Consider the following 26537-nt stretch of genomic DNA (forward strand, 5'->3'; position numbering starts at 1 on the left):
CGGACGCCGAGAGTTCACCGGTAGGAAATTGCACGGATGAGTGGTGGAAATACGAAGGCCCATGCCGCCCATGGACGCTTCGCCGTGATGGCGAGGCGTCCATGGGGCTGGCTTCAAGGTTTGCGGATGTTGACCAGGGTGGAGCCATCACTGGCGTTGCGGAACTCGAAGGCGACCCTGTCGCCCACGCTCAGGCCGTCGAGTTGTGCAGCGGTGGCCTTGAAGGCCATGGTCATCGGTGGCCAGTGCAGCGCCGCCACCGGGCCATGGGCGAGGGTGACGAGGTGGCGTTCGGCGTCGATGGCGCGGACGCTGCCCTCGGCGCTCGCGATGGGCGTTTGCTGGGCGCTGTCCATGCTCATGCCGTCCATCTTCATGCCGGCGTCGTCTTCGGCCAGGGCGGAATGAGACAGGGCGAGCAACAGGGCGCCCAGGGTGATCAGTGGGGTTTTCATGGGATGTCTCCAGGTTGCGGTTGGCTGGCTGCCAACGACTGACGACGACGCATCAGCCAGTAGGCGGCGGGAATGACGAACAGGGAAAGCAGGGGCGCGGTGATCATGCCGCCGACCATGGGCACGGCGATGCGACTCATGACCTCGCTGCCGGTGCCGCTGCTCCAGAGGATGGGCAGCAGGCCGGCGACGATCACCGCCACGGTCATGGCCTTGGGGCGTACCCGCTGGACTGCGCCCTCGCGGATCGCCGCCAGCAGCGAGGACGGCTGGTTGGCCTGGGGATGCTCGGCCCAGGCGTTCTTCAGGTAGACCAGCATGATCACGCCGAACTCTGCCGCCACGCCGGCCAGGGCGATGAAACCGACACCCGTGGCCACCGACAGGTTGAAACCCATCAGGTACAGCAGCCATACGCCGCCGGTGAGTGCGAAGGGCAGGGTCGCCATGATCAGCAAGGCCTCGTCGATGCGCCCGAACGTCAGGTAGAGCAGCACGAAGATGATCGCCAGGGTCGCCGGGACGACCAGCTTGAGGCGGGCGTTGGCGCGCTCCAGGTACTCGAACTGTCCGGAGTAGCCCAGGCTCATGCCCGGAGCGAGCCTCACCTCGCGCTCCACCGCCTGGCGCAGGTCCGCCACGACCGAGGCCAGGTCACGGCCGCGGACGTCGACATACACCCAGCCGGAAAGCCGGGCGTTCTCGCTCTTGAGCATCGGCGGCCCCTCGCTGATGCCTATCCGCGCCACGCTGCCGAGGGTGATCTGGCCGCCCTGTGCGGTGTAGATCGGCAACTGGCGCAGGGCATCCACCGAGTCGCGCCATTCGCGCGGGTAGCGCACGTTGATCGGATAGCGGGCCAGCCCTTCCACCGTTTCACCGATGTTCTCGCCGCCGATGGCGCTGCCGACGATGGCCTGCACGTCGGCGATGTTCATGCCGTAGCGCGCCGCCGCCTGGCGGTCGATGTCGACGTCGATGTAGCGGCCGCCGGTCAGGCGTTCGGCCAGCGCCGAGCTGACGCCCGGCACCGTCTTCGCCACCCGCTCCACGGCCTGGGTCGCACGGTCGATCTCGGCCAGGTCGGTGCCGGCGATCTTCACCCCGATGGGGCTCTTGATGCCGGTGGCGAGCATGTCGATACGGTTGCGGATCGGCGGGATCCAGATGTTGGTCAGGCCCGGCACCTTCACCACGCGGTCCAGTTCCTCCACCAGCTTTTCGCTGGTCATGCCGGGGCGCCACTGGTCCCTGGGCTTGAAGCGGATGGTGGTTTCGAACATCTCCAGTGGCGCCGGATCGGTGGCGGATTCGGCGCGCCCGGCCTTGCCGAAAACGCTGGCGACTTCCGGCACGCTACGGATCAGGCGATCGGTGTTCTGCAGCAACTCCGAAGCCTTCTGCGCGGAGAGGCCGGGCAGGGCCGAGGGCATGTACAGCAGGTCGCCTTCGTCCAGCGGCGGGAGAAACTCGCCGCCCAGGTGGGATAGCGGCCAGAGCCCGGAGAGGAACACCAGCGCTGCCACCGCCAGTGTGCTCCGCGGCCGGCGCAGTACCGCATCGAGGGCCGGCTGGTAGAGGCGGATCAGCCAGCGATTGAGCGGGTTGCGCTGCTCCGGTGGCAGCCGCCCACGAATCCAGTAGCCCATCAGTACCGGCACCAGGGTCACCGACAGCCCGGCGGCGCCGGCCATGGCGTAGGTCTTGGTAAACGCCAGCGGGCCGAACAATCGGCCCTCCTGGGCTTGCAGGGTGAACACCGGAATGAACGACAGGGTGATGATCAGCAGGCTGAAGAACAGCAGGCTGAAGAACAGCGCCGGCCCCACTTCCACGGCGGCCTCGGTCATGACCTTCCAGTGCTGCTCGCCGACCAGAGGAACGCCAGGGTGCTGCCGGTGCCAGGCCTCGACGCGCCTGTGTGCGTTCTCGATCATCACCACCGCCGCGTCGACCATCGCACCGATGGCGATGGCGATGCCGCCAAGCGACATGATGTTGGCGTTGATCCCCTGGTGACGCATGACGATCAGCGCGATCAGCACACCCACCGGCAACGACACGATGGCCACCAGTGACGAGCGCAGATGCCAGAGGAAGGCGGCGCACACCAGTGCTACCACGAGGAATTCCTCGATCAGCTTGTGGCTGAGGTTGCTCACCGCGCGGTCGATCAGTTGGCTGCGGTCATAGGTGGTGACGATCTCCACGCCTTTGGGCAGGCTCTTCTTCAGTTCCTCCAGCCGGTCCTTCACCCGCGTGATGGCTTCGCGGGCGTTCTTGCCGCTGCGCAGGACAATCACTCCGCCCACGGCTTCGCCTTCGCCGTCCAGCTCGCCGATGCCGCGGCGCATTTCCGGGCCGAGCTGGACACTCGCGACGTCGCCCAGGGTGACCGGGCTGCCATTACCCGACAGGCGCAACGGGATGGCGCGAAAGTCGGCCAGGCTCTTCAGGTAGCCCGAGGCGCGTACCATGAACTCCGCCTCGCCCAGCTCCAGCACACCACCGCCGGTTTCCTGGTTGGCCTTGCCGATGGCCTCGATCACCTGGCCCTGGGTAATGCCCAGGCTGGCCAGCCGGACCGGGTCGAGCAGCACCTGGTACTGCTTGACCATGCCACCGACGGTGGCGACTTCGGCCACGTCCGGCACCGTCTTCAGCTCGTACTTCAGGAACCAGTCCTGCAGCCCTCGAAGCTGGGCCAGGTCATGCCGCCCCGTACGGTCCACCAGGGCGTACTGGTAGATCCAGCCGACGCCGGTGGCGTCCGGCCCAAGCGCGGCCTTTGCCGTGGGTGGCAGGCGCGACTGCACCTGGTTCAGGTATTCCAGCACCCGCGAACGGGCCCAGTAGAGGTCGGTGCCGTCGTCGAACAGCACATAGACGAAGCTGTCGCCGAAGGAGGAAAAACCGCGCACGGTCTTCGCTCCCGGCACCGACAGCATCGTGGTGGCCAACGGGTAGGTGACCTGGTTTTCGACGATCTGCGGCGCTTGCCCCGGATAGCTGGTGCGGATGATCACCTGTACGTCGGAGAGGTCCGGCAGCGCGTCGATGGGCGTGCTGCGCAACGACCAGAGGCCCCAGGCGACGATGAACAGGGTGGCCAGCAGCACCAGCAGGCGGTTGGCCACCGACCAGCGGATCAGCTTCGCGATCATGGCTGCGCCTCCTGCCGGCTCACCTGTTCGATCACCAGCCCGGAATCGCCCTGGCTGACCCCGAAGCGGATGCGCTCGCCGACCTTCAGCCCGTCCGCCAACCCGGCACGGGCGAGTGGGAAGGTCATGGTCATGCCAGGCATGCCCAGGGTGTTGAAGGGGCCGTGGCTGATCGTCATGCCCTGGGCATCGATGGCCACGATCCGGCCTTCGGCTTCATGCAGCGCGGGCACGCTTGCCGTTGTGACGGGCACGTCTTGCGTGCGGGCCTCGATGCCTTTCAGGCTGGCTTCCGAATCGATCAGGAACTGCCCGGAAGCAACCACCCGCTGACCTTCCTCCAGGCCCTGGAGCACAGCCACCAGGCCGGCGTTCTCCTGGCCGAGGCGCACCTCGACCGGGCGGAAGCGACCCTGCTCCTCGGCGAGCATCACCAGGTTGCGCTTGCCGGTGCGAATCACTGCTTCGCTGGGAATTTGCAGCACGTCGGACTCACCAGCGAGATCGAGGCTGACCTCCACGGTCATCCCCGGGCGCAGTTGGCCATCCGGGTTGGGCAGTTCGATGCGCAGGCGCAGGGTGCGGCTCTGCTGGTCGTTCTCCGGCAGGATGCTGGCCAGGGTGCCCGTCACCGGACGATCCGGGAATGCCGGCAGGCGGGCGGTGACCGGCTGGCCGATCTTCAGGCCAGCGGCCTGTGTCTCCGGCACCGCCGCTTCCAGCCAGACCTGCCCGAGGCCGTTGATCCGCGCCAGCGGTGCGCCGGCGGGCAGGGTCATGCCGGTGCGCACGTCCAGTTCGCGGATCACCCCGGAGATGGGCGAGCCGAGCGTGATCACCGGGCGTGCCCGGCCACTGCGCGCGACCTGGGCGACCAGCGCGGGCGGCATTCCCGCCAGCAGCAGGCGCTGCCGCGCCGCTTCGCGCAAGCTCCGATCCGGCGTGGTCTGCAGGGCGAGGTATTCCTCCTGCAGTCCGGCCCACTCCGGCACCAGGATGTCGGCCACCGGCGCTCCGGCCTGTACCACGTCACCGGGCGCCAGGGCGTAGGTACGTTCGACGAAGCCGCCGGCACGCGCCTGGAGCACTGCCACGTCGCGGTCATTGAAGGTCAGCAGGCCGGTGACCTGCAGCTTTCGATCGAGCCTGCCGCGGCTCACCGAGGCCAGGCGCACGCCGAGGTTCTGCTGGATGCCCGGTTCGAGGTGGACCGCCGGCGGGCCGCTGGCGCTGTCATCGTCGGCGTAACGGGGCACCAGTTGCATGTCCATGAACGGCGACTTGCCCGGCGCATCGAAGCGCTGCTGCGGGACCATCGGGTCGTACCAGTAGAGCGCTTTGCGCTGCGAGGCTGCACCGCCGGTTTCTGGCGCCGGGGCCGGTAACCGCTGGGCGAACCAGTAGCCGCCAGCAGCGCCGGTGGCCAGTGCGAGGAGCAGCAGTGTGGAGGTCTTCACGGGAAGCCGGCTCATGCGTGCGCCTCCTCGTAGGTGAAATAGAGGCGTGCCGCGACCTGCGCCAGGGAGCCCAGCAGGTCGAGTTGCCGGAGCCGCGCCTCGATCAGTTGCTGGCGCGCACCGAGCACCTCGTCGAGCTGGAGCTTGCCAGCGCGATAGCCGGCGGTGGCCAGGCTTGCCTTCTCCTCGGCCAGCGGCACCAGCGTGCCGCTGCTGCGCTCGACGGCGCGCTGCAGGCGCCGGTACTCGGCCAGGTCCTCCTCCAGTTGTTGCTCATGCTCGCGGGCCAGGGCCTCGCGCTCGGCATCCAGCTGGCGAACCTGCGCACGGCGGGCGGCGGGCGGCGATCTTCGGGTCCTGGCGGGTGCCGCTGAACAGCGGCAGGTCGAAGCTGACCTGCAGAGTCATCATGTCGCCGAATTCGCGGCCGCGGCGCTGGTAGTCCACCTCCCAGCTCCAGTCCGGCTTCTTCTCCGCCACGGCTTCGCGGACCAGCGCCTCGGCCTCGCGGTCATCGGCCCGTAGGCGGCGAGTTCCGGATGCTGGTGCAGCGCCTGCAGGTAGTGGGGGGCTTCGATCGACCAGCGCGGGAAGTCTCCGCTGAGCGTCTGCGACGCGTCCTGGCCGATCCAGCGCTTGAGCGTCGCGCGGGCTCGGGCCTGCTGGCTCAGCAGATCGTCCTTGCGCTCGTCCAGCAGCGCGGCTTCCTGGCGCGGCAGCACTGCGTCCACGGTGCTGGCGCCGCCACTGGCCAGGCGCGCGCGGACGCTCGCGTCAAGCAGCCGGTTTTCGCGGTAGAAATCATCGAACATCGCCAGCTTGCGTTGCAGCGTGTACGCCGCGATCCAGGCCTGCGCGAGGGCGTTGCGGACCTTCAGGCGCTCCACGCCGGCTTCGGCGTCGGCGCGTTCGACGGCGGCCTGGGCGGTCTCGATGCGGGCCTTGCGCTTGTCGCGATTGGGCACCTCCTGCATTAGGCCGACCATCTGCATGCTCATGTTGTCGCGCTGGGTGGTCCAGCGCTCCTGCCCCTCGATGGGGATGTTCTGCAGGCCGAGGTTGAGCTTGGGATCGGGCAATTCCCCGGCCGGAATGGCGGCGTTTTTGGCCGCCGCGACTTTTTCGCTTTCGGCGAGCAGGGAAGGGGCGTTGCGTTCGGCCAGCAACAGGGCGTCGTCCAGCGACAGGGACGCACCCTGGGCGGGCAGGCTGGACAGCAGCGCGAGCAGCAGCCAGCCCGAGTGGAGTCGGACGTGGGTCACGATGGGGATTCCTCTGGAAAACCAGCGCACGGGCGCAAGCCGCCCGGCAGCCTTCAGGGGCCGCGGGCAGAGTTCAGGTCAGGAGAGGAATCAGGCGCAGGGAGGTCGCCAGAGATCGGCGGGCGCCTGGCTCGGCACGAGGTGGTTGTAGCAGGATGGAGTCTGCGGTGCGACAGGGTGGTGCGGGGCGCTCAGGAGGCTGACCTGGAGCAGGCTGCTGGTCTTGCACTCCTGGCCGGTCTTGCAGGCCTTCTTGCCGTGCGGGGTCATCTTGCCCGCGTCCTGGCAGCAATCCTGGTCCATGCCGGCCATCTGGCTCATGCCCTGTTCCTGCATCGGACAGGGTTCGGTCGGCGCCTCGAAGCCCGCCATCCCGGTGAGGGGAAGCGCAAGGCTGAGCAACAGGATGATGAAGAGCCGCAGGCGACGAAGCATGCCGCGCAGCTTAGAACCTTCCCCTGGGGCAAGGTCAACGGCGGTGTCGGCTGGATAACCGAATCGTCATCCGTGCCTCAGCTTCCCGTTAGCGGCGGCCTCGTAAGGTGGAGTCACTTTCAACCACCCATGAGGTGACTGCCATGCAACTCTCCCGCTTCTTCCTGACCGCCGCCCTGCTGGGCACTTCCTCCCTGGCGCTGGCCGACGGTGGCGGCGACATCACCTTCGCCCGCATGGAGCAGGCCCGCCAGCAAGCCATGCAGGCTCGCGAGGGCGCCCCGTCGCCGATGCAGATCGCCGAGGCGAAGCAGTACACCTACGGGATGAACCTGGACATCGCCGAAGTCGTAGCAGTGACGCCGATGAGCACCGACTGCGGCGTGGTCCCGGTGCAACTGCGCTACAAGGATTCCTCCGGCGAGGAGCAGGCCATCGAGTACCGCACCGAGCGCGTCGCCTGTCGCGCTACCCGCTGATTCAGTCCGGCGAGGCGGGGAATTTCAGGAGGAAGCGCGTCGGCCCTTCCTCCGAACTCTGCGCGCTGGCCGCACCCAGGTGCAGCTCCATGATCGAGCGCACGATGGCCAGCCCCAGGCCCGTACCGCCCTGCGCTCGCGAGCGGCCCTTGTCCACCCGGTAGAAGCGCTCGAACAGGTGCGGCAGGTGCTCGGCGGCAATGCCCGTTCCGGGGTTCTGCACCTCTAGCGTCACGGTTGCGCCATCGTCCCGCACTTGCACGCTGATGCATTCGCCCTCGGGCGTGTGGCGGATCGCGTTGGAGAGCAGGTTGGAAATGGCGCGCTGGATCATCAGGCGATCGCCCACGACCTGCCCATGCCCCTCAATGGCGATGCGCAACGACCTTTCCTCCGCGCTGAAATCGAACAGCTCGGCGACCTTCGCCGCTTCCTCCTCCAGCTGCACCGCCTCCTGCGGCAGCAGCGCGCGCGGGTGGCTGACCTGGGCGAGGAACAGCATGTCGCTGACGATCCGGCCGACCCGTTCCAGCTCCTCGGTACTGGCGGCCAGCACCGCTTCGTACTCGTCCTTTTCCCGCGGCCGCGACAGCGTCACCTGTGCCTTGCCCAGCAGGTTGCCGATGGGCGAGCGCAACTCGTGGGCGATGTCGTCGGAGAACTGCGTGAGCTGCTGCACGCCGCCATCCAGCCGATGCAGCATCAGGTTCAGCGCCCGCGCAGCCTTGCCCAGCTCCCGTGGCAGGTCCTGCACGGGAATGCGGTGGCTGAGGTCCTGGGTGGTGATCAGCGAGGCCACCTGGCCGAACTGCCGCAAGGGCTGCAGGCCGCGCTTGGCCACCAGGCGCGCACCCAGGGCGATGAGCAGCAGCAGCGGTGGTACCGCCAGCCAGGCCGAGCGCAGGAAGGCGCCGAGCAGGGCATCGTCGTCGCGCCGATCCAGGGTCAGGAACACCCGCAGGGTATTGCCGTCGCGCAAGCGGACCAGGCCCCGCTCGGTCAGCAGGCGGCGACCGTCCGCCGAGGTCCAGCCGAAGGCGCGGCCACTGCCGGCGAACTCATCGAGCGCCGCTACGTCGCGGGGCGGCCCGCTGCTGAATCGCGGCGGCTGCCCGCGTTGCTCGTCGAGCAGTGTGGCGCTCAGGTTGTCGTGGCCCATCAGCTGGTCCTGCAGGGCATGGCCGCGCAAGGGCAGGGCGGCGAGGCCGGGGTCTGCGTCCAGCGCGTGACGCAACTGCCCGAGTTTGTCTTCCAGTTCACGGTGGGCTCGCTGGTCCAATTGGTGGTCGAGGGCGAGGTAGGCCAGGGTGAGCAGCAGGACCATCAGCACCGAACCCAGTACGCCGACCCACAGGCCGATGCGCAGCGACAGGCTGGCCGGCTTCATGCGCGCGCTTCCAGCACGTAGCCGACCCCGCGCAGGGTGTGGATCAGCTTGTCGGCGAAGGGGTCGTCGATCTTTGCCCGCAGGCGGCGGATGGTGACTTCCACCACGTTGGTATCGCAGTCGAAGTTCATGTCCCAGACCAGCGAGATGATCTGCGTGCGCGAGAGTACCTCGCCGCTACGGCTCATCAGCAGGTGCAGCAGGGCGAACTCCTTGCTGGTCAGGTCTATTCGGCGGCTGTCGCGGTAGGCGCGGTGGCGGCCGGGGTCAAGTTCCAGCCCGCCGATCTCCAGCACCTGGGGCTGGTCGATGCGTTCGCTGCGGCGCATCAGCGAGCGCACGCGGGCGAGCAGTTCGGGGAATTCGAAGGGCTTGAGCAGGTAGTCGTCGGCGCCCAGGTCGAAGCCTTTCACCCGTTCGGTGAGGCGGCCGCGGGCGGTGAGCATCATCACGCGGATATCGCTGTGCTGGCGCAGGCTGGCGAGTACATCCCAGCCATCCATCTGCGGCAGGTTCACATCGAGGATGACCAGGTCGTAGGCGCACTGCCGCGCCAGGTGCAGGCCATCGACGCCGTTGTCGGCGCGGTCGACCACATAGCCGCTTTCGCTCAGCCCCTGTTGCAGATAATCGGCCGTCTTGTGGTCGTCCTCGATGAGCAGGATTTTCATGAATAGTTACTCGGTAATAGCGTGAGAAATAATGCCAGGGACACAGGAAAGTTCGCCGAGCCCTGTAAAGCGCGCGCAGTCTAGAAGCTGTAGCGACTTCAGGGTCAATCGTGGCGATGTTGTATTCGGCGTTGTTCAGAAAACCGGGGAAGTTCTGCAGGTGACTGCTCTTGAAGGGTTTTCTGGGAAATGCAGGGCTGCCGGGAATTTCGCGAATTGTTTCCTGAAGTTACCTGGAAGAGGTGCGAGGCCTTTTTAAATACATACAACGAGAACTCCCCGGCTGACCAATTACATGTTTGTAATTATCCAGTCACCTTGTCGCTAGAGAGGCGCCCCTAGATTCGCCGATGGAAATGACGGCATGCCGTCGAAGTTGACTCCATCGTGCGAGGTTCGCCGTGTTTGCAAGACGTACTGGGTTCATTCCATGGGCGGGGTTGCTCGCCTTGCTGCTCTGGCAGTCGCCCGCCTGGGCGCAAAGCCGAGAGATCGGCATCGAGGAGGCGCTGCAGGCTGCGGCCAATGGCAATCCCGAGCTGTCCGCCAGCGCCCGTGAGATCGGCATCGCCCAGGGTTTGCGCGAGCAGGCAGGCCTGCTGCGCAACCCGACGCTGTCCTGGGAGCAGGAAGGCACCGAATCGCGCAATCGCACCACCACTGTGGGCATCAGCCAGCCGCTGGAGCTGGGCGGCAAGCGGGGCGCGCGGGTGGAGCTTGCGGAGCGCGGCCAGGCCGTCGCCGCGCTGAGCCTGGAGGCGCGGCGCAACCAGCTGCGCGGCGAGTTGATCGCAGCCTTCTTCACGGCCTTGCGCGCCCAGGAGCGTGAACGGCTGGCACAGCAGTCCGTCGAGCTGGCGCGGCGGGGAGTGGCCGCGGCTGACGGGCGTGTCCGTGCCGGCAAGGCCCCGCCGCTCGAAGCCGATCGTGCGCAGGTACAGCTGGCCGAAGTGCGCCTGGAGCAGGATCGCGCCCGCCGCGACCGCGCCGACGCCAACCAGGCGCTGGCCAGCCTGATGGGGCTTGCCTCGCCGGACTTCACCGGCGTGCGCAGCGAGACAGGCCGTTCACTGCCCGGCCTGCCCTCCAGCGAAGAGCTGTTGCGCCGTCTGGGCGACAGCGCAGAAATGCGCCTGGCGCAGAGTCGCATCGATGAAGGCGAAGCCGCCGTACGCCTGGCGAAGACCCAGCGGATTCCCGACCTCGATGTCAGCCTGGGCAGCCAGGAGGCCATCGAGGACGGCAACCGCGACCGCATCGCGGTGATCGGCCTGAGCCTGCCCTTGCCGCTGTTCGACCGCAACCAGGGCAACATCCTCGCCGAGTCGCGCCGCGCCGACCAGGCCCGCGACCTGCGCAACGCCGTCGAGCTGCGCCTGCGCCAGGAGACCCAGCAGGCGTGGCAGCAGTGGAGCACCGCCCAGGGCGAGGTCAACGCCTTCCGCCAGACCATCCTGCCCACCGCCCAGACCGCCGTGGAAAGCGCCACGCGCGGCTTCGAGATGGGCAAGTTCGGCTTCCTCGAAGTACTCGACGCCCAACGCACCCTGATCGCTGCGCGCGACCAGTACCTGCGTGCGCTGGCCCAGGTCAGCGATGCCTGGGGCCGCATCGAACGGGTCTACGGCGATGTCGGCGCGGCCCGCTAAGGCTCGCCGCGCCAGGCTCGCCCTGCTGCTGGTGACCCTGACGCCGTCTGCCGCCGCGCCGACCGCGGGCCTGCCGGTGCATTGGTGCGTCCACGACCTCTTCAGCAACCTCCATCACCTTGCGGTGCCAGCGTCACAGCGCGGCGCCGGCGGATACTTCCCGGAGCTTCCATGATCAAGAAAACCCCTCTCGCCGCCGTGCTGCTGGCCTCTGCGCTGGGCGTCAGCGCCTATGCCTGGATGGGCAGCGAACAGGCCGGCGGCAACCACCTCGACGATGCGACCCACGCGGACGGCGAGCACCACAACAGCGCGGCGCCGACCCCTCATGCCGAAGCGGCGAGCCATGCCGACGGTGAGCATCACGCCGCCCAGGGAGCCGAAACCGAAGAGCAAGGCCTGCATCTGAGCCCGGCGCAGATCGAGGCTGCCGGCATCCAACTGGTCACAGCCGGGCCGCAGGCGCTGGACGAGGCATTCAGCCTGCCCGGCGAGATCGGCTTCGACCAGGACCGCACTGCCCACGTCGTACCGCGCACGCCGGGCGTGGTGGAGTCGGTGGCGGTTGAGCTCGGGCAGAACGTGAAGAAGGGCGAGCTGCTGGCAGTGATCGCCAGCCAGCAGGTGTCCGAGTTGCGCAGCGAGCTGGCCGCCGCCCAGCGCCGGGCGAGCCTGGCGAGCAAGACCTTCGAACGCGAACGCGAGCTGTGGCAGGAGAAGATCTCCGCCGAGCAGGATTATCTCCAGGCCCGCCAGGACCTGGAGGAAGCCCGCATCGCCCTGGCCAATGCGCAGCAGAAGACCAACGCCCTGAGCGGCGTGTCGGCCAGCGCCGGCGGTAACCGCTACGAGCTGCGGGCGCCGTTCGACGGTGTGGTGGTGGAGAAGCACCTGGTGCCCGGCGAGGTGGTCAGCGAGACCACGGCGGCGTTCACGCTGTCCGACCTGTCGCGGGTCTGGGCCAGTTTCAGTGTCGCACCGCAGGACCTCGCGCGGGTTCAGGTGGGCAAGCCGGCACGGGTTGAAGCAGCGGATCTGGGCATGCAGGTCGACGGTCGCGTGAGTTACGTCGGCAACCTGCTCGGCGAGCAGACCCGCAGCGCGGTGGCCCGCGTGACCCTGGCCAATCCCGATGGCGCCTGGCGCCCGGGCCTGTTCGTCAACGTGCGGGTCAGCAGTTCGGCACGCCAGGTGCCGGTCGCGGTGCCGGAGCAGGCCGTCCAGGAGGTGGAGGGCCAGCCGAGCGTATTCGTACGCAATGCCGAAGGCTTCGACCCGCGCCCGGTCAACCTTGGGCTGCGCAGCGCCGGCCAGGTGGAAGTGCTGGCGGGACTCTCGGCGGGTGATCAGGTGGCGGCCGAAGGCAGCTTCATTCTCAAGTCGGAGCTGGGCAAGAGCTCGGCGTCCCACGCTCACTGACGGGGCGCCAGCATGTTCGAACGCATCATTCGTTTCGCCATCGAGCAGCGCTACCTGGTGCTGCTCGCCGTCCTCGGCATGGCCGGCCTGGGTATCGCCAGCTACCAGAAACTGCCCATCGACGCGGTACCCGACATCACCAACGTGCAGGTGCAGGTCAACACTTCGGCGCCGGGCTTCACGCCGCTGGAGACCGAGCAGCGCATTACCTACCCGGTGGAAACCGCCATGGCCGGCTTGCCGGGCCTGCAGCAGACGCGCTCGATTTCGCGCTCGGGGCTGTCGCAGGTGACGGTGATCTTCAAGGACGGTACCGACCTGTTCTTCGCCCGCCAACTGGTCAACGAACGCCTGCAGCAGGCGCGCGAGCAGCTCCCCGAGGGCGTCGAGTCGGCCATGGGGCCGATCTCCACCGGCCTGGGCGAGATATTCCTGTGGACCATCGAGGCCGAGCCGGGCGCGCGCAAGGAGGACGGCAGCGAGTACACGCCGACCGACCTGCGGGTGATCCAGGACTGGGTGATCAAGCCGCAACTGCGCAACGTGCCGGGTGTGGCCGAGGTGAACACCATCGGCGGCTTCGCCAAGCAGTTCCAGGTTGCCCCGGATACTCGCCGGCTGGCGGCCTACCGGCTGACCCTGGCGGACGTGATCGCTGCACTGGAGCGCAACAACGCCAACGTCGGCGCCGGCTACATCGAGCGCAACGGCGAGCAGTTGCTGGTGCGTGCGCCGGGGCAGGTGGGCAGCCTGGAGGACATCGCCAACATCGTCGTGGCCAATGTCGATGGCACACCGATCCGCCTGCGCAATGTCGCCGAGGTCGGCCTGGGGCGCGAGCTGCGCACCGGCGCCGCTACCGAGGACGGCCGCGAAGTGGTGCTCGGCACGGTGTTCATGCTGATCGGCGAGAACAGCCGCACCGTCGCCAAGGCTGCCGCGGCCAAGCTGGACGAGATCAACCGTACGCTGCCGGCCGGGGTCAAGGCGGTGACTGTCTATGACCGTACGCAACTGGTCGACAAGGCCATCGCCACGGTCAAGCGCAACCTCACCGAGGGGGCGATCCTGGTGGTGGCGGTACTCTTCCTGTTCCTGGGCAATATCCGCGCGGCGCTGATCACCGCCATGGTGATCCCGCTGGCGATGCTGTTCACCTTCACCGGCATGTTCAGCAACCGCATCAGCGCCAACCTGATGAGCCTCGGCGCGCTGGACTTCGGCATCATCGTCGATGGCGCCGTGGTGATCGTCGAGAACGCCATCCGCCGCCTGGCCCATGCACAGCAGCACCATGGCCGCCTGCTGACCCGCAGCGAGCGGATGCACGAAGTCTTCGCCGCGTCGAAGGAAGCGCGCCGCGCACTGATCTACGGGCAACTGATCATCATGGTGGTGTACCTGCCGATCTTCGCCCTCACCGGCGTCGAGGGGAAAATGTTCCACCCGATGGCCTTCACCGTGGTGCTGGTGTTGCTGGGGGCGATGATCCTCTCGGTGACCTTCGTGCCGGCGGCCATCGCGCTGTTCATCAGCGGCAAGGTGAAGGAAGAGGAAAACCTGCTCATGCGTGGCGCGCGCCGCGCCTATGAACCGGTGCTGGACTGGGTGATGGCGCGGCGCGCGCTGGTGTTCGCCTGCGCCGCGGTGCTGGTGCTGCTCTCCGGCCTGCTGGCCAGCCGCATGGGCAGCGAGTTCGTGCCCAGCCTGGGCGAGGGCGACTTCGCCCTGCAATCGCTGCGCACGCCGGGCACCAGCTTGTCGCAATCGGTGGCCATGCAGGAGGCCCTGGAGCGCCAGGTGCTGGACAAGGTGCCGGAGGTGCAACGCATGTTCAGCCGCACTGGCACTGCGGAGATCGCCTCCGACCCGATGCCGCCGAATATCTCCGACGCCTACGTGATGTTGAAACCCAAGGAGCAGTGGCCCGATCCGAAGAAGAGCCGTGCGCAGTTGGAAGCGGAAATCCAGGAAGCCGCCAATGGCGTGCCGGGCAGCGCCTATGAGCTGTCGCAACCGATCCAGTTGCGCTTCAACGAGCTGATTTCCGGGGTACGCAGCGACGTGGCGGTGAAGGTCTTCGGCGACGACATGGAGGTCCTGAACCAGACTGCCGAGCAGATTGCTGGCGTGCTGCGCCAGGTGCAGGGCTCGTCCGAGGTGAAGGTCGAGCAGACCAGCGGCCTGCCGGTGCTCACCGTGAACATCGACCGCCAGCGTGCCGCGCGTTACGGGCTGAATGTCGGCGACATCCAGGACAACGTCTCCGTGGCCATCGGTGGCCGCGAGGCGGGTACGCTGTTCGAGGGCGACCGCCGCTTCGACCTGATCGTGCGCCTGCCGGAAAACCTGCGCAGCGACATCGACGCCCTGTCGCGCATGCTCATCCCGGTGCCGGCCCCGGCCAATGCCACGGATTCGCGCATCGGCTTCATCACCCTGGGCGAAGTGGCACGCCTGGAACTGGTACAGGGGCCGAACCAGGTCAGCCGCGAGAACGGCAAGCGCCTGGTGGTCGTGAGCGCCAACGTGCGCGGGCGGGATATCGGTTCGTTCGTCGCCGAGGCGAGCGGCAACATCGAGCAGCAGGTGAAGCTGCAGGCCGGCTACTGGACGACCTGGGGCGGCCAGTTCGAGCAGTTACAGTCGGCGGCGCAGCGTTTGCAGATCGTGGTGCCGGTGGCGCTGCTGCTGGTGTTCACGTTGCTGCTGATGATGTTCAACAACGTGCGCGACGGGCTGGTGGTTTTCACCGGGATTCCCTTTGCCCTCACCGGTGGCGTGGTCGCGCTGTGGCTGCGGGATATCCCGCTGTCGATCTCGGCAGGCGTCGGTTTCATCGCGCTGTCCGGCGTGGCGGTACTCAATGGCCTGGTGATGATCTCCTTCATCCGCAGCCTGCGGGAGGAGGGGCGTGGCCTCGACGCAGCAATCCGCGAGGGGGCGCTGACCCGCTTGCGCCCGGTGCTGATGACCGCGCTGGTGGCCTCGCTGGGCTTCGTGCCCATGGCCCTGGCCACCGGCACGGGTGCGGAAGTGCAGCGGCCGCTGGCGACCGTGGTGATCGGCGGCATCCTTTCATCGACCACGCTGACGCTGCTGGTGCTGCCGGCGTTGTATCGGTGGATGCATCGGCGGGATGAGGATGCCCGGGTGCAGCGGGAGGGAACTGGCCTCGGCCGCTAGAGAGCCGGGCGGATGTACGGTCGGGAAATGCTCTGAACTATCCCGGCCGGGATGTTTCCATCGAGGGAGCGTCCGCCACTCCGACGCTCTGTCCGGTAGAGGGGTGGCAGCGGCTCTGGCCGCCTGCCTGTGCCCCGAGCCACCAGCGTACAGGGGCAGTACTGTCCCGGGAGATGCAGCGTGAAAGAGGAAATTGTACCCGAGCCTCGGCCGGGGCCGATCGCCGAGCACGACAAGCCGGGCGAAAGACCGCCCAGGACACCGGTGCGCAAGGACGAGCCTGATCCTGCGCGTCCAGGCCCCGTGATCGAGGAGCCCCATGAGGAAAACGACCGCCCGGAGGACGATTCGAAAGATCGGCGGTAACCGTCGCGGATGCCTGGTGTGAGGCCCTGAAAATGCCCGCCCCAGGCATCGCACGGATCGATCCCCCTGTGTCGGCCCGCCAGCGCTCGGAGGTGATTTCCAGCGCTACCGCTCACTCCTCTCCGTAGCAGTCGGATACGTGCTCTCTGTCGGTTGTCCACCCGTGCACCCGGCTGCCGAGGCGGCTGGCAGTCTTCCAGCCTATTCATCGCTCCAAATGGAGCAACGAACTCCGCGCAGCGATTCCGGCCCATATCTGGGCGATTGCTTCTATTGACCTCAGGCTAGGTTGAGGTTTTAGAGTCCAGCCCGAACCTTTGCGCAGTGGCGAATTCACCCGTGCGCAAAAGCACACTGGACAGGCAGGCGCCGGGGAGACGTTCGATGAACATCATGATTGTGGGCGCGAGCCGGGGGCTGGGCCGCGCGCTGGCCGAGGGCCTGGGACGGCCGGGCGATAGTGTGGTGGGCGTATCGCGCAGGCGGCCGGAATCATTGGCGGCCGCTGAAGGCGTCCAGCTCGAGTGGATCGAAGCCGACCTGTCGGTCGCCGGAGAGGCCGCATCAGCCATCGAAGCCCAGGCGCCTGCCGAGCTGGATGTATTGATCTGCAATGTCGGCATCTGGGAAGAGGAGGCCTTCAGCGAAGGCTATTGCTTCCTCACCGATTCCGACGAGTCCATCGGCAGGCTGGTCGACGTGAACATCACCGCCACTCTGTTCCTGCTCAGGCGCCTGGTTCCCAGGCTGCTGGACTCGTCACGGCCGCAACTGATCCTGACCGGGTCGACATCCGGCTTGCGCCAGAGCGGACGTCCCGAGGTGACCTTCGGTGCTTCGAAGTTTGCCCTCAATGGCATGGCCGATGCGCTGCGCGAGGGCTTCAGGGACAGCAGGCTGGCGGTGAGCGTGCTCCAGCTGGGTTACCTGAACACCGATGATCCGCTGACCACGCCCCTGGCGGATGCTGCTCGCCGAGGAGGAGGCCATCAGGTTCCAGTGCATGATGTGGTGCGAATGGTCGATGCGTTGTTGCAGCTTTCGGGAGCTTCGTTCGTCCGCGAACTGGTCCTGCCGGCGATTCGAGACGAGTGCTTCTGACATCGCACCCTCCAGGCTCCACGAAAAAAAGGCGCCCTTGCGGGCGCCGAGGGTTCCTCTTCCTCCAAAGGGGCACGTGGAGCGCCAGGAAGTGGAGCAGTCTTGCGGGGGAAATCATCACCAGAAGCCTTGGGGGGCGGTGATGCCTTCCGTTATACCCAGGGGCGCCTAACGGCAGGCTGATGCGCAGCTGACAATTCCGTCATCCGCCTGCCAGGCGCCGGCCTTACAGCACGGCCAGCGGGTATTCGATGATCAGCCGCACTTCGTCCAGGTCCGATTCGAAGGCGGTGGCGCGGGTCGTCGCCTGGCGTACGCGCAGCGACAGGTCCTTGAGCTGGCCTTCCTGGAATACGTACTTGGCCTCGATGTCGCGCTCCCAGCGTTTCTGGTCGGTCAGCGGGTCGCCGTTGTCGTCGCGGCGCATGTACACGGCGTTGGCATTGGAGTAGTCGGCGTCGGTACCGCGTGCGTAGCGGGTCATGAAGCTCAGGCCGGGCACGCCGTAGGTGGCCATGTCGAGGTCGTAGCGGACCATCCAGGAGCGCTCCTTCGGCGAGTTGAAGTCGCTGTACTGGATGGAGTTGTCGAGGTAGATCGAGTCGGCCTGGCGCAGGTAGTCGAAGTCGTTGTTGCCGTTGTTGCGCTGGTGGCTGACGGCGATGCGGTGGGCGCCGAAGTGCACGCCGGCGCTGGCGCTCCAGATATTGGTGTTGAACTCGCCGAGCAGCTCGCGCCCCTCGTCCTGCGACTTGTAGTAGTTGAACCCGCCGAACAGCTCCACTGCCTCGCTGAGCGGGAAGTTCAACGCAGTGCCGAAGTAGTACTGGTTCCAGGCGTCCTTCAGGCGGCTGCTGTAGAGGCTGACGCTGGCATTGTCATTGATCGCGTAGTCACCGCCGCCGTAGGCAAGCCAGGACGAATCCACCGGGCCGGCGTAGAAAGTGGCGAAGCCGTCGTCCATCTGCCGTGATTGCGGCTGGCTCATGGAGTGCAGGCGGCCACCCTGCAGGGTCAGGCCTTCGAGGCTGGTGTTCTGCAGGGTGAAACCACGGAAGGATTCGAGCAGCAGGCGCGAGTCGCCGTAGTGCACCACGGGTGTCTCCGGGAACACGTCGCCGACTTTCAGCACCGTGTCCCACAGGCGCACCTTGGCCGCGCCGCCGGCCTTGGAGTAGTCGCTTTCGGTGCGCCCGTCGTTGTCGGTGGGCAATACGTCCACCGAACTGCCCGCGCCGTTGCGGCCATCGCCGGTATCGAGCTGGAAGCCGAGCATGGCGAAGGCGTCCACCCCGACGCCGACCGTGCCCTGGGTGAAGCCGGATTCGAACCTGCCGATGATCCCGTGGGCCCAGACTTCCGAGTAGCCGTTGCCGCGCGGCGGTACGGACTGGCCATGGCGGGCGTCGCGGTTGAAGTAGAGGTTGCGGTTGAGGATTTCCAGGCTGGCGCCTTCGATGAAGCCTTCGGGCTTCTCTTCGGTTGTCGCTTCGGCGAAGACGGTCGGCGATGCGACGCCCAGTGCCAGCAGCGAAGCCGCCAGCGGGAATTTGCGTCGGTATTTTCGAGGCGTGCGATACATGAATGTGCTCCTAAGGGCAGGATGGTCGGTTACCGCCTGCTGTTGTTGTTTTCGCTCAGGCGTGGCGAGGGCCACGGGCATCGTGTAGGAGCGTGGATAACGAGCCGGTGAGCGGCGGATGACAAATCTGTCAGGCAGCGGCGGGGCAGCGCTGGCAGGCAAACCGATGTCGGAACCAGGCAATCGTTCCCGGCGGTCGATGCCTAGGGTGGCGAACCCTCACCGAAACGATCTGGAGCCGACATGTCCGATTTCATTACCGTGCTGCGCGACACCTGCCCGACGCCCGTGCTGGATGCCACCAAGTGGCAGCGCATCGGCGGCGACCCGCACACCGTCAACCTCAATGCCTACCTGTCGGCGGACGGCAGCAAGATTATGGGCACCTGGATCTGCACCCCCGGCAAGTTCCAGGTGAACTACGAGAAGTGGGAGTACTGCCATTTCCTCGACGGCTACTGCGTCATCACCCCCGAGGGCGAGCAGCCGATCCATCTGCGCGCCGGCGATGTATTCGTTATCGAGCCGGGCATGAAGGGCACCTGGGAAGTGGTGGAGACGGTGCGCAAGTACTTCGTCTTCGCCTGACCAGGCGGTTATGAAAAAGGGAGCCGACAGGCTCCCTTTCTGCGTTCCGGGCGACTCACTGCGGGCCGTCGCTGACCGACCAGCTGGCCGCCGATACATAGGGCGCCAGCGCCAGTTCGCCGACCAGGGCTTCCAGCAGGCTGTCCTTGTCGCTGGGGGCGAGTACCAGCGCGGCCACTTCCACTTCGCCGCCGGTCTTGCGTGCGTGGCTCTCCAGGCTTTGCAGGGCCAGGCCGTTGGCACTCAGGCGGCGCAGCAGGGTGGAGCGCACCAGCGCTTCCTGGTGAGCCTCGGTGACGGCCTCGACCGTGTAGTAGCGCTCGCTGCTCGGTTCTATCGGCGCGTGACGCTGGATCCAGCGTGTCACCGAGGGCAGCGTCAGGTTGCACAGCACGATCAGCAGGGTGGCGACCAGCGCTGCCGCGAGGAAGCCGCTGCCGGCCAGCACGCCTACCGCCCCGGTGCACCAGATCGTCGCCGCGGTGCTCAGGCCGCGCACGCTGAGGCCGTCGCGCATGATCACGCCGGCGCCGAGGAAGCCGATGCCGGTGACCACCTGCGCCGACATGCGCACCACCTGGTCTTCCGCGCCCATGAGGAAGGGCAGGGTGGCGAAGGTAGCGGCGCCGAGCGAGACCAGCCCGTGGGTGGCGACCCCGGTGAAACGCTGGCGCCACTGGCGCTCCATGCCGATCAGCGCGCCGAAGCAGAGCGCTGCGAAGAGGTCGAGGATGATGTCGAAGTACATGCCGTGGTGCTCCGCGCCGGCCTTGCGCCGGCGCCCGTGGGAGGGTGCGTGCCCCTGCGATGGTTGAAGATGCGGCCAGTCTACCGGGTCGCGCGGTGTTGCAGGCTGATGTTGCGCAGGCTGGCAGCAGCCTGAAGGAGCCTGGGCGCGCCTGGTTCTTGCTCGCGAATGCTGCTGCCGGCGTCTCCGGCGTTGAGCGGTTCGCGAGCAAGCTCGCTCCTACAAAAGCGCGATGTGGCGGATGCGATCGGTTTGGGCGATCAGGTGAGGAATAGGTACAGTGGCGGTCCCTTTCACTGGACGAGAGTTGGCAAGATGGTCACCTGTTACCTGCGCTACGTGCTGGACCCGTACAAGCTCAAGGAATTCGAACATTACGGCCGGTTGTGGATCCCGCTGGTGGAACGCTTCGGCGGCCAGCACCACGGCTACTTCCTGCCCTCCGAAGGGGCCAGCAACATTGCCCTGGCGATGTTCACTTTCCCCAGCCTGGCCGACTTCGAGCGCTACCGGCAGCAGTCCATGGAGGATGCCGAGTGCCAGGCCGCGTTCCGCTACGCCGAGGAAACCCGCTGCATCCTCAGCTACGAGCGGAGCTTCTTCCGGCCGGTGTTCGGCGGCTGAGCGGCCGCCGTGGTTCACCAAGCTGTGCGGACAAAGTCCGCCGGCGGAGGAGCAGCATCGTAGGGCGCATAACGCCGGAGGCGTTATCCGCCATGGCGGCGGATAACCCGTTCCGGGTTATGCGCCCTACGTGAAGCGGAACCAGGGTGGTGGATCAGCGCTGCGCCGTTACCTCGCCGCTCCAGCCACCGCCGAGGGCGCGGAACAGGTCCACCAGCGCAATCTGCCGCTGGGTGCTGGTCTCGATGTAGGCCGACTCGTTGACGAAGTTGCTGCGCTGCGCGTCGAGGTAGCGCAGGTGGCTGTCCACGCCGCCTTCGTAGCGCGCCTTGGCCAGCTTCAGCGTCTCGTTGGTGGTGTTGGCCAGTGCGCGGCGCGCGGCCTCCTCGCGGCGCAGGGTGTCGGTCGCCGCGAGTGCGTCGGCGACTTCACGGAACGCCGTCTGGATGGTGCCTTCGTAGGCCGCCACGGCGGAGTCCTTGCGCACCTTGGCCAGGTCGAGATTAGCACTGTTGCGCCCCGCGTCGAAGATCGGCAGCGACAGGGTCGGCACGAAGCTCCACGACCGCGAGCCGCCGTCGAACAACCCGGACATTTCCGCGCTGGATGTACCGAAGCTGCCGGTCAGGCTGATACGCGGGAAGAACGCCGCGCGGGCTGCACCGATGTCGGCGTTGCGCGCCTTGAGCACGTGCTCGGCGGCGAGGATGTCCGGGCGCCGCTCGATCAGCTCCGATGGTGTGCCGGGGGCGATGTCCTGGATCAGCATGGGCTTGTCCTGCGGCAACTGCGGGATGCGCTTGGCCGCATCGGCGGTACCGAGCAGCAGTACCAGGGCATTGAGCGCCTGCTGTTTCTGCCGGGCATTGCTTTCCAGCTCGGCGCGCGACTGCTCGACCAGCCCCAGCGCTTCCTGGTAGTCCAGCGCAGTGGCCGCACCCGCCGAGCGCCGCTGGCTGATCAGGCCGAGCGAATCCTCGCGGCTGGCCAGGGTCTGCTCGGTGAGCTGCAGGCGGCGCTGCGCACCGTCATAGGTGAGATAGGCCTGGCTGACCTCGGCGATCAGCGCGATGCGCGCGCTGCGGGCGGCTGCCTCGGTGGATAGGTATTGCTCCAGCGCGGCGTCGGTCAGGCTCTTCACCCGGCCGAACAGGTCCAGCTCGTACTCGGGCAGCGCGAGGCCGACCTGATAGCTGCTGCTCACCGCCGAGCTGCCGGTGTTGGACAGATCACCCGGCAGCCGCTGGCGATTGCCGTTGGCCGCGGCGTTCAGCCCCGGCACGCGGTCGGCGCGCTGGATGCGGTATTGCGCGCGGGCCTGTTCGATGTCCAGCAGGGTCTGGCGCAGCGAGCGGTTGTTGTCCAGGGCGACGCCCACCAGATTGCGCAGCTCGCTGTCGACGATGAAGGTTTGCCAGTCGAGGTTGCTGGCGGCCTGGCCGGTCTTCGCGGCGGGGCTGTTCCAGCTCGGCGCCACCGGTGCTTCGGGGCGTTCGTAGGTGGGCGCCATCGAGCAGCCGGCCAGGCTCAGCGCCAGCAGCAAGGTGCAGGCGGGTTTATGCAGGGCGGTCATTGCGCGACCTCCGACGGTTGTTGCGCAGGTTTAGGTTGGCGACGCAGCAGCGACAGCAGCCAGACGAAGCAGATGGGCACGAAAATCACCCCCAGCAGCGTGGCGCTGAGCATTCCGCCGATTACCCCGGTACCCAGGGCGCGCTGGCTCGCCGCGCCGGCGCCGCTGGCGACCACCAGCGGCACCACGCCGAGGATGAAGGCCATGGAGGTCATGATGATCGGGCGGAAGCGCAGGCGCGCGGCCTGGATGGCGGCGTCGCGCAGGCTGTGGCCCTGTTCCCAGAGCTCCTTGGCGAATTCGACGATGAGGATCGCGTTCTTCGCCGCGAGGCCGATGACGGTGATCAGGCCGACCTTGAAGTACACGTCGTTGGGCAACCCGGTGACCGTCACCGCCAATACCGCGCCGAGGGCGCCGATGGGCACGATGAGCATCACCGACAGCGGGATCGCCCAGCTCTCGTAGAGCGCCACCAGCAGCAGGAACACTACGAGAATGGCGAGGGCGAACAGCTGGCTGGCCTGGCCGCTGGCGACCTTCTCCTGGTAGGACAGGCCGGTCCACTCGTAGCCGATGCCGGCCGGCAGCTCGGAGGCCAGGCGTTGCATCTCGGCCATGGCTTCGCCGGTACTCACACCGGGTGCGGCGTCGCCGGCGATACGGATCGACGGGTAACCGTTGTAGCGCGCCAGCTGCACCGGGCCTTCTTCCCAGCGGGTGCTGACGAAGGCGGACAGCGGCACCAGCTCGCCGCTGGTATTGGGCACGTAGAGCTTGAGCACGGCTTCCGGGGTCATCCGGTCACCCTGTTCGGCCTGCACCACCACGCGCTGCTGGCGGCCGGCGTTGGCGAAGTCGTTGATCACCGAGGAGCCGAAGGCAGTGGACAGCGCACTGCTGATGGACTCGAAGCTGACGCCCAGGGTGCGCGCCTTCTCGCGGTCGATTTCGACGCGCAACTGGGGTGCCTCGGCGAGGCCTTCCATCATCGCGTAGAGGATCTTCGGGTTGCCGTTGGCCTCTCCGAGCAACTGGTCGCGGGCCGCCAGCAGTGCCTCGCGGCCGAGGCCGGCGCGGTCCTGCAGGCGCAGCGAGAAGCCGCCGGAGTTGCCCAGGCCGTCGATCGGCGGCGGGGTCACGGCCATGATCGCGCCGTCGCTGATGCCGGCGAAACGCTCGTTCACCGCGGCGGTTTCCGCTTCGGCGGACTGCGACTTGTCGCGCACGGACCAGTCCTTCAGGGTCGGGAAGGCCAGCGCGGCGTTCTCGCCCATGCCGGAGAAGCTGAAGCCCATCACCAGGAAGGACGAGGCCACGGCCTCACGCGAAGCGAGGAACTTCTCCAGCTCCTGGCCGGTGACGTCGGCCCGCGCGCGGGTGGCGCCCGGCGGCAGCTGGATGTCGACGATCATGTAGCCCTGGTCTTCCACCGGCACGAAGGATTCGGGCAGGCGCAGGTAGCTGTAGCCGAGCAGGGCGAGGATGCCGGCGTAGATCAGCATGTAGCGCCCGGCGCGTTTCACCAGTGCACTGTTGAGCCGCGTGTAGCGCTCGGTCAGGCGCGTGAAGCCACGGTTGAAGGCGCCGAAGAAGCCGCGCTTCTCGTGATGGCCCGCCGGGATCGGCTTGAGCAGCGTGGCGCACAGCGCCGGGGTGAAGGTCAGGGCGAGGAAGCCGGAGAACAGGATCGACACCGCCAGCGACAGGGAGAACTGCTGGTAGATGACGCCCACCGAGCCGGCCATGAAGGCCAGGGGCAGGAACACCGCCGAGAGCACCAGGGTGATGCCGATGATCGCACCGGAGACCTGGCCCATCGCCTTGACCGTGGCCTTCGCCGGGGACAGGCCTTCCTCGGCCATGATCCGCTCGACGTTCTCCACCACCACGATGGCGTCGTCCACCAGGATGCCGATGGCCAGCACCATGCCGAACATGGTCATCATGTTCACCGAGAAGCCCAGCAGGTACATCATCGTCAGCGTGCCCAGCAGGCACACCGGCACGACGATGGCCGGGATCAGCGTGTAGCGCACGTTCTGCAGGAACAGGAACATCACCAGGAACACCAGCACCATGGCTTCGAGCAGGGTGTGGATGACCTTCTCGATGGCCACGTCGACGAAGCGCGAGGTGTCGTAGGGCACCGAGTATTCGACGTCGTCGGGGAAGTTCACCGACAGCTCGGCCAGGCGCTCCTTCACCAGGGCGGCGGTCTGCAGGGCGTTGGCGCCGGGGGAGAGCTGGATGGCGCCGGCCACGGTGGGCTTGCCGTCCAGGCGGGCGGTGAAGTTGTAGCTTTCGCTGCCGACTTCCAGGCGCGCCACGTCGGCCAGCTTCACGCTGGAGCCGTCCGGATTGGCGCGCAGGACAATGCGGCCGAACTCCGCCGGGTCGTCCAGGGTGCCTTTCACGGCGAGGGTGGCGGTCAGCTCCTGCTCGGTGCTGCCGGGGGAGGCGCCGAAGCTGCCGGCAGGTACCTGCACGTTCTGCCCGCGAATGGCGTTGCCCACGTCATCGATGGACAGGCCGTAGCCGACCAGCTTCTGCGGGTCGATCCACACGCGCATGGCGGCTTCGGAGGAGAAGAACTGCAGCTTGCCGACGCCCTGGACGCGACGCAGCTCGTTGTTGATGTTGCGCGCGGCGTAGTCGCCCAGGGCGGTGGTATCGGTGCGCTGCGAGCCTTCCTTGTAATTCAGCGCGTAGATCAGCAGGAAGCCGGCGCTGGTCTGCTCGACCTCCAGCCCCTGCGTGAGCACGGCCTGGGGCATGCGTGCCTCGGCCTTCTTCAGGCGGTTCTGCACGTCCACCTGGGCCAGCTCGGGATTAGTGCCGGGCTGGAAGGTGACCACCACTTCGGCCATGCCGTTGGAGTTGCTGGTGGACTCGAAGTAGAGCAGGCCCTTGGCGCCGTTGAGCTCCTCCTCGATCACGCTGGTGACCGAGTCCACCAGCACCTGCGCCGAGGCGCCGGGGTAGGTGGCGGTGACGGTGATCTGCGGTGGCGCCACGCTGGGGTATTGCGCTACCGGCAGCAGCGGAATCGCCAGCAGGCCGGCCAGGGAAATGAACAGCGCCACCACCCACGCGAAGTTGGGGCGCTTGATGAAGAACAGTGACATGGGGAATTCCTCGGCGCTGCCTTACTGGCGCGACGCCTGCTGTTGCTCAGGGGCGTGACGGGCCTCGACCTTGGCGCCGGGCTGCAGGCCGGTCAGGCCGCCGACGATCACCTGGTCGCCGCTGGCCAGGCCCTGGCTGATTTGCCAGCGCGCGCCCTGCATGGCGCCGGTCTGTACCTGGCGCGTCTCGACACGGTTCTCGGCGCCGATCACCAGCACGTGGGCGGTGCCATCGGTGGCGCGCTGCACGGCGCGCTGCGGCACGAGGATGGCCTTGGCGTCGGTACCCTGCGGGGCTGTGACGCGCACGTACATGCCGGGCAGCAGCAGGCCATCGGCGTTGTCGAACTTGCCGCGCAGCGAAACCTGGCCGGTGCCGCGATCCACCGAGATATCGGTGAACAGCAGTTCGCCCTGGCGCTCGTACGGGGTGCCTTCCACGCGCAGGCTCAGCGCCTGGCTCTGGCCGGCGGGGAGGTTGCCGCTCTTCAGCGCTTCACGCAGGCGCAGGGCATCGGCCACCGGCTGGGTGAAGTCGGCATAGATCGGGTCGAGTTGCTGGATACGCGCCATCAGCGTGGCGTCACCCTGGCCGACCAGCGCCCCTTCGGTCACCAGCGCGCGGCCGATACGCCCGGAGATCGGCGCCTTGACCGAGGCATAGCCCAGGTTCAAGCGCGCGGTTTCCAGGTCGGCCTGGGCCGAGCGCACGGACGCCTGGGCACTGCGCAGGTCGGCGGTGGCAGTGTCGAAGTCCTGCTGGCTGACCGCTTCGATCTTCACCAGCGGCTCGTAGCGCTTCACCCGAGCCTGGGCTTCCTGCTGCGCGGCCTGGGCTCGCGCCAGTTCGCCTTCGGCGCGGGACACGGCGGCCTTCAGCGGCGCCGGGTCGATCTGGAACAGCAGGTCACCGGCCTTGACGTCGGCGCCTTCCTCGAAGCGTTTCTGCACCACGATGCCCGCCACCCGCGCCCGCACTTCGGCGACGCGCATCGGCTCGATGCGCCCCGGCAACTCCGAGGTCAGGGTGAGGGGTTCGGTCGCGACCGCTACCACATCCACCGGGCGTGCCGTTTCGGCGGCCGCCTGAGGTTCGCCGGATTGTCCGCAACCCGCCAGCGCCAGCGCTGCCACCAACGCACTGATTGTCCCTACTGCACGCAACCTGCCCATGATTCACCCGGGTCTGTCTATCTGGAAAGGTGCGTATGATCCTTTCAAACTCTAAATGAGTCAATAATGTCTCATTTGCTTCTATGGTGT

18 protein-coding genes and 1 pseudogene are annotated in these 26537 nt (G+C 67.2%); 7 read left to right on the forward strand and 12 right to left on the reverse strand.

The features are described 5' to 3' along the window. Window positions 1–113: 113 nt before the first annotated feature. From RS899_RS10250 to RS899_RS10270, 5 genes and pseudogenes are all read right to left on the reverse strand, one after another. A complete protein-coding gene (locus RS899_RS10250) occupies window positions 114–455 on the reverse strand; it encodes a copper-binding protein (RefSeq protein WP_315809823.1) in 342 nt (113 codons plus the stop codon). Then, on the reverse strand, window positions 452–3619 hold the full coding sequence (locus RS899_RS10255; protein ID WP_315809824.1) for an efflux RND transporter permease subunit: 3168 nt from the start codon (window positions 3617–3619) through the stop codon (window positions 452–454). The genes RS899_RS10250 and RS899_RS10255 overlap by 4 nt, the downstream gene beginning before the upstream one ends. Then, on the reverse strand, window positions 3616–5091 hold the full coding sequence (locus RS899_RS10260) for an efflux RND transporter periplasmic adaptor subunit (RefSeq protein ID WP_315809825.1): 1476 nt from the start codon (window positions 5089–5091) through the stop codon (window positions 3616–3618). Before RS899_RS10260 ends, RS899_RS10255 begins: the two co-directional genes overlap by 4 nt. Further along, a pseudogene (locus RS899_RS10265) lies at window positions 5088–6338 on the reverse strand (TolC family protein). Before RS899_RS10265 ends, RS899_RS10260 begins: the two are co-directional and overlap by 4 nt. A 90-nt stretch (window positions 6339–6428) precedes the next feature. Beyond that, window positions 6429–6773, reverse strand: a complete 345-nt coding sequence (locus tag RS899_RS10270) for a hypothetical protein (RefSeq protein ID WP_315809826.1) — start codon at window positions 6771–6773, stop codon at window positions 6429–6431. 143 nt (window positions 6774–6916) lie between these two features. Here RS899_RS10270 and RS899_RS10275 point away from each other — a divergent pair, with 143 nt between their 5' ends. Then, window positions 6917–7252, forward strand: coding sequence for a DUF2790 domain-containing protein (locus tag RS899_RS10275; RefSeq protein ID WP_024767026.1), 336 nt, complete (start codon window positions 6917–6919; stop codon window positions 7250–7252). A gap of 1 nt (window position 7253) precedes the next feature. Here the strand turns inward: RS899_RS10275 and RS899_RS10280 are convergent, their stop codons facing one another. Together RS899_RS10280 and RS899_RS10285 are read right to left on the reverse strand one after the other, a co-directional pair. Continuing rightward, window positions 7254–8639 carry a heavy metal sensor histidine kinase gene (locus RS899_RS10280; protein ID WP_054909264.1) on the reverse strand — a complete coding sequence of 462 codons (1386 nt, stop codon included), beginning with the start codon at window positions 8637–8639 and terminating at the stop codon, window positions 7254–7256. Beyond that, window positions 8636–9310, reverse strand: coding sequence for a heavy metal response regulator transcription factor (locus RS899_RS10285; RefSeq protein WP_054909263.1), 675 nt, complete (start codon window positions 9308–9310; stop codon window positions 8636–8638). Before RS899_RS10285 ends, RS899_RS10280 begins: the two co-directional genes overlap by 4 nt. Window positions 9311–9750: 440 nt before the next feature. Here RS899_RS10285 and RS899_RS10290 point away from each other — a divergent pair, with 440 nt between their 5' ends. From RS899_RS10290 to RS899_RS10305, 4 genes are all read left to right on the forward strand, one after another. Further along, window positions 9751–10959 (forward strand): TolC family protein, encoded by a 1209-nt coding sequence (locus tag RS899_RS10290; protein ID WP_409978056.1) that lies wholly within the window; start codon window positions 9751–9753, stop codon window positions 10957–10959. A gap of 171 nt (window positions 10960–11130) precedes the next feature. Next, window positions 11131–12378, forward strand: coding sequence for an efflux RND transporter periplasmic adaptor subunit (locus tag RS899_RS10295; protein ID WP_315809828.1), 1248 nt, complete (start codon window positions 11131–11133; stop codon window positions 12376–12378). 12 nt (window positions 12379–12390) lie between these two features. Next, window positions 12391–15564, forward strand: a complete 3174-nt coding sequence (locus RS899_RS10300; protein WP_315809829.1) for a CusA/CzcA family heavy metal efflux RND transporter — start codon at window positions 12391–12393, stop codon at window positions 15562–15564. A gap of 750 nt (window positions 15565–16314) precedes the next feature. After that, window positions 16315–17031 carry an SDR family oxidoreductase gene (locus tag RS899_RS10305; RefSeq protein WP_315809830.1) on the forward strand — a complete coding sequence of 239 codons (717 nt, stop codon included), beginning with the start codon at window positions 16315–16317 and terminating at the stop codon, window positions 17029–17031. A gap of 226 nt (window positions 17032–17257) precedes the next feature. On the opposite strand, the gene RS899_RS10310 is transcribed toward RS899_RS10305, so the two are convergent. After that, the gene (locus RS899_RS10310; RefSeq protein WP_315809831.1) at window positions 17258–18613 is read right to left on the reverse strand and encodes an OprD family porin; all 1356 of its coding nucleotides are present in this window, start codon (window positions 18611–18613) and stop codon (window positions 17258–17260) included. A gap of 243 nt (window positions 18614–18856) precedes the next feature. On the opposite strand from RS899_RS10310, the gene RS899_RS10315 reads away from it, so the two are divergent. Then, window positions 18857–19201: a cupin domain-containing protein gene (locus tag RS899_RS10315; protein ID WP_037014773.1), complete on the forward strand. Its 345-nt coding sequence runs from the start codon at window positions 18857–18859 to the stop codon at window positions 19199–19201. A gap of 55 nt (window positions 19202–19256) precedes the next feature. Here the strand turns inward: RS899_RS10315 and RS899_RS10320 are convergent, their stop codons facing one another. Beyond that, a complete protein-coding gene (locus RS899_RS10320; protein ID WP_236174108.1) occupies window positions 19257–19949 on the reverse strand; it encodes an MgtC/SapB family protein in 693 nt (230 codons plus the stop codon). Window positions 19950–20264: 315 nt separating this feature from the next. On the opposite strand from RS899_RS10320, the gene RS899_RS10325 reads away from it, so the two are divergent. Further along, on the forward strand, window positions 20265–20573 hold the full coding sequence (locus RS899_RS10325) for an NIPSNAP family protein (protein WP_315809832.1): 309 nt from the start codon (window positions 20265–20267) through the stop codon (window positions 20571–20573). 154 nt (window positions 20574–20727) lie between these two features. Here RS899_RS10325 and RS899_RS10330 read toward each other — a convergent pair whose 3' ends face one another. Genes RS899_RS10330 through RS899_RS10340 form a run of 3 tightly spaced genes read right to left on the reverse strand, consistent with a single transcriptional unit; the run spans window position 20728 to window position 26447 of the window. Beyond that, the gene (locus RS899_RS10330; RefSeq protein ID WP_315809833.1) at window positions 20728–22146 is read right to left on the reverse strand and encodes an efflux transporter outer membrane subunit; all 1419 of its coding nucleotides are present in this window, start codon (window positions 22144–22146) and stop codon (window positions 20728–20730) included. Then, a complete protein-coding gene (locus RS899_RS10335; RefSeq protein WP_315809834.1) occupies window positions 22143–25274 on the reverse strand; it encodes an efflux RND transporter permease subunit in 3132 nt (1043 codons plus the stop codon). Before RS899_RS10335 ends, RS899_RS10330 begins: the two co-directional genes overlap by 4 nt. A 21-nt stretch (window positions 25275–25295) precedes the next feature. Next, window positions 25296–26447, reverse strand: a complete 1152-nt coding sequence (locus RS899_RS10340; RefSeq protein ID WP_054909253.1) for a MexC family multidrug efflux RND transporter periplasmic adaptor subunit — start codon at window positions 26445–26447, stop codon at window positions 25296–25298. Window positions 26448–26537 lie beyond the last annotated feature (90 nt).

This window comes from Pseudomonas sp. C9-3, assembly GCF_032392015.1.
Lineage (GTDB): Bacteria > Pseudomonadota > Gammaproteobacteria > Pseudomonadales > Pseudomonadaceae > Pseudomonas > Pseudomonas nitroreducens.

Bases quoted from the DNA above. Each gene is read 5' to 3' on its own strand.
- RS899_RS10295 (WP_315809828.1), top strand. From the start codon at position 11,131: ATGATCAAGAAAACCCCTCTCGCCGCCGTGCTGCTGGCCTCTGCGCTG.
- RS899_RS10310 (WP_315809831.1), bottom strand. From the start codon at position 18,613: ATGTATCGCACGCCTCGAAAATACCGACGCAAATTCCCGCTGGCGGCT.
- RS899_RS10300 (WP_315809829.1), top strand. From the start codon at position 12,391: ATGTTCGAACGCATCATTCGTTTCGCCATCGAGCAGCGCTACCTGGTG.
- RS899_RS10320 (WP_236174108.1), bottom strand. From the start codon at position 19,949: ATGTACTTCGACATCATCCTCGACCTCTTCGCAGCGCTCTGCTTCGGC.
- RS899_RS10270 (WP_315809826.1), bottom strand. From the start codon at position 6,773: ATGCTTCGTCGCCTGCGGCTCTTCATCATCCTGTTGCTCAGCCTTGCG.
- RS899_RS10285 (WP_054909263.1), bottom strand. From the start codon at position 9,310: ATGAAAATCCTGCTCATCGAGGACGACCACAAGACGGCCGATTATCTG.
- RS899_RS10330 (WP_315809833.1), bottom strand. From the start codon at position 22,146: ATGACCGCCCTGCATAAACCCGCCTGCACCTTGCTGCTGGCGCTGAGC.
- RS899_RS10305 (WP_315809830.1), top strand. From the start codon at position 16,315: ATGAACATCATGATTGTGGGCGCGAGCCGGGGGCTGGGCCGCGCGCTG.
- RS899_RS10275 (WP_024767026.1), top strand. From the start codon at position 6,917: ATGCAACTCTCCCGCTTCTTCCTGACCGCCGCCCTGCTGGGCACTTCC.
- RS899_RS10340 (WP_054909253.1), bottom strand. From the start codon at position 26,447: ATGGGCAGGTTGCGTGCAGTAGGGACAATCAGTGCGTTGGTGGCAGCG.
- RS899_RS10260 (WP_315809825.1), bottom strand. From the start codon at position 5,091: ATGAGCCGGCTTCCCGTGAAGACCTCCACACTGCTGCTCCTCGCACTG.
- RS899_RS10255 (WP_315809824.1), bottom strand. From the start codon at position 3,619: ATGATCGCGAAGCTGATCCGCTGGTCGGTGGCCAACCGCCTGCTGGTG.
- RS899_RS10315 (WP_037014773.1), top strand. From the start codon at position 18,857: ATGTCCGATTTCATTACCGTGCTGCGCGACACCTGCCCGACGCCCGTG.
- RS899_RS10280 (WP_054909264.1), bottom strand. From the start codon at position 8,639: ATGAAGCCGGCCAGCCTGTCGCTGCGCATCGGCCTGTGGGTCGGCGTA.
- RS899_RS10250 (WP_315809823.1), bottom strand. From the start codon at position 455: ATGAAAACCCCACTGATCACCCTGGGCGCCCTGTTGCTCGCCCTGTCT.
- RS899_RS10325 (WP_315809832.1), top strand. From the start codon at position 20,265: ATGGTCACCTGTTACCTGCGCTACGTGCTGGACCCGTACAAGCTCAAG.
- RS899_RS10335 (WP_315809834.1), bottom strand. From the start codon at position 25,274: ATGTCACTGTTCTTCATCAAGCGCCCCAACTTCGCGTGGGTGGTGGCG.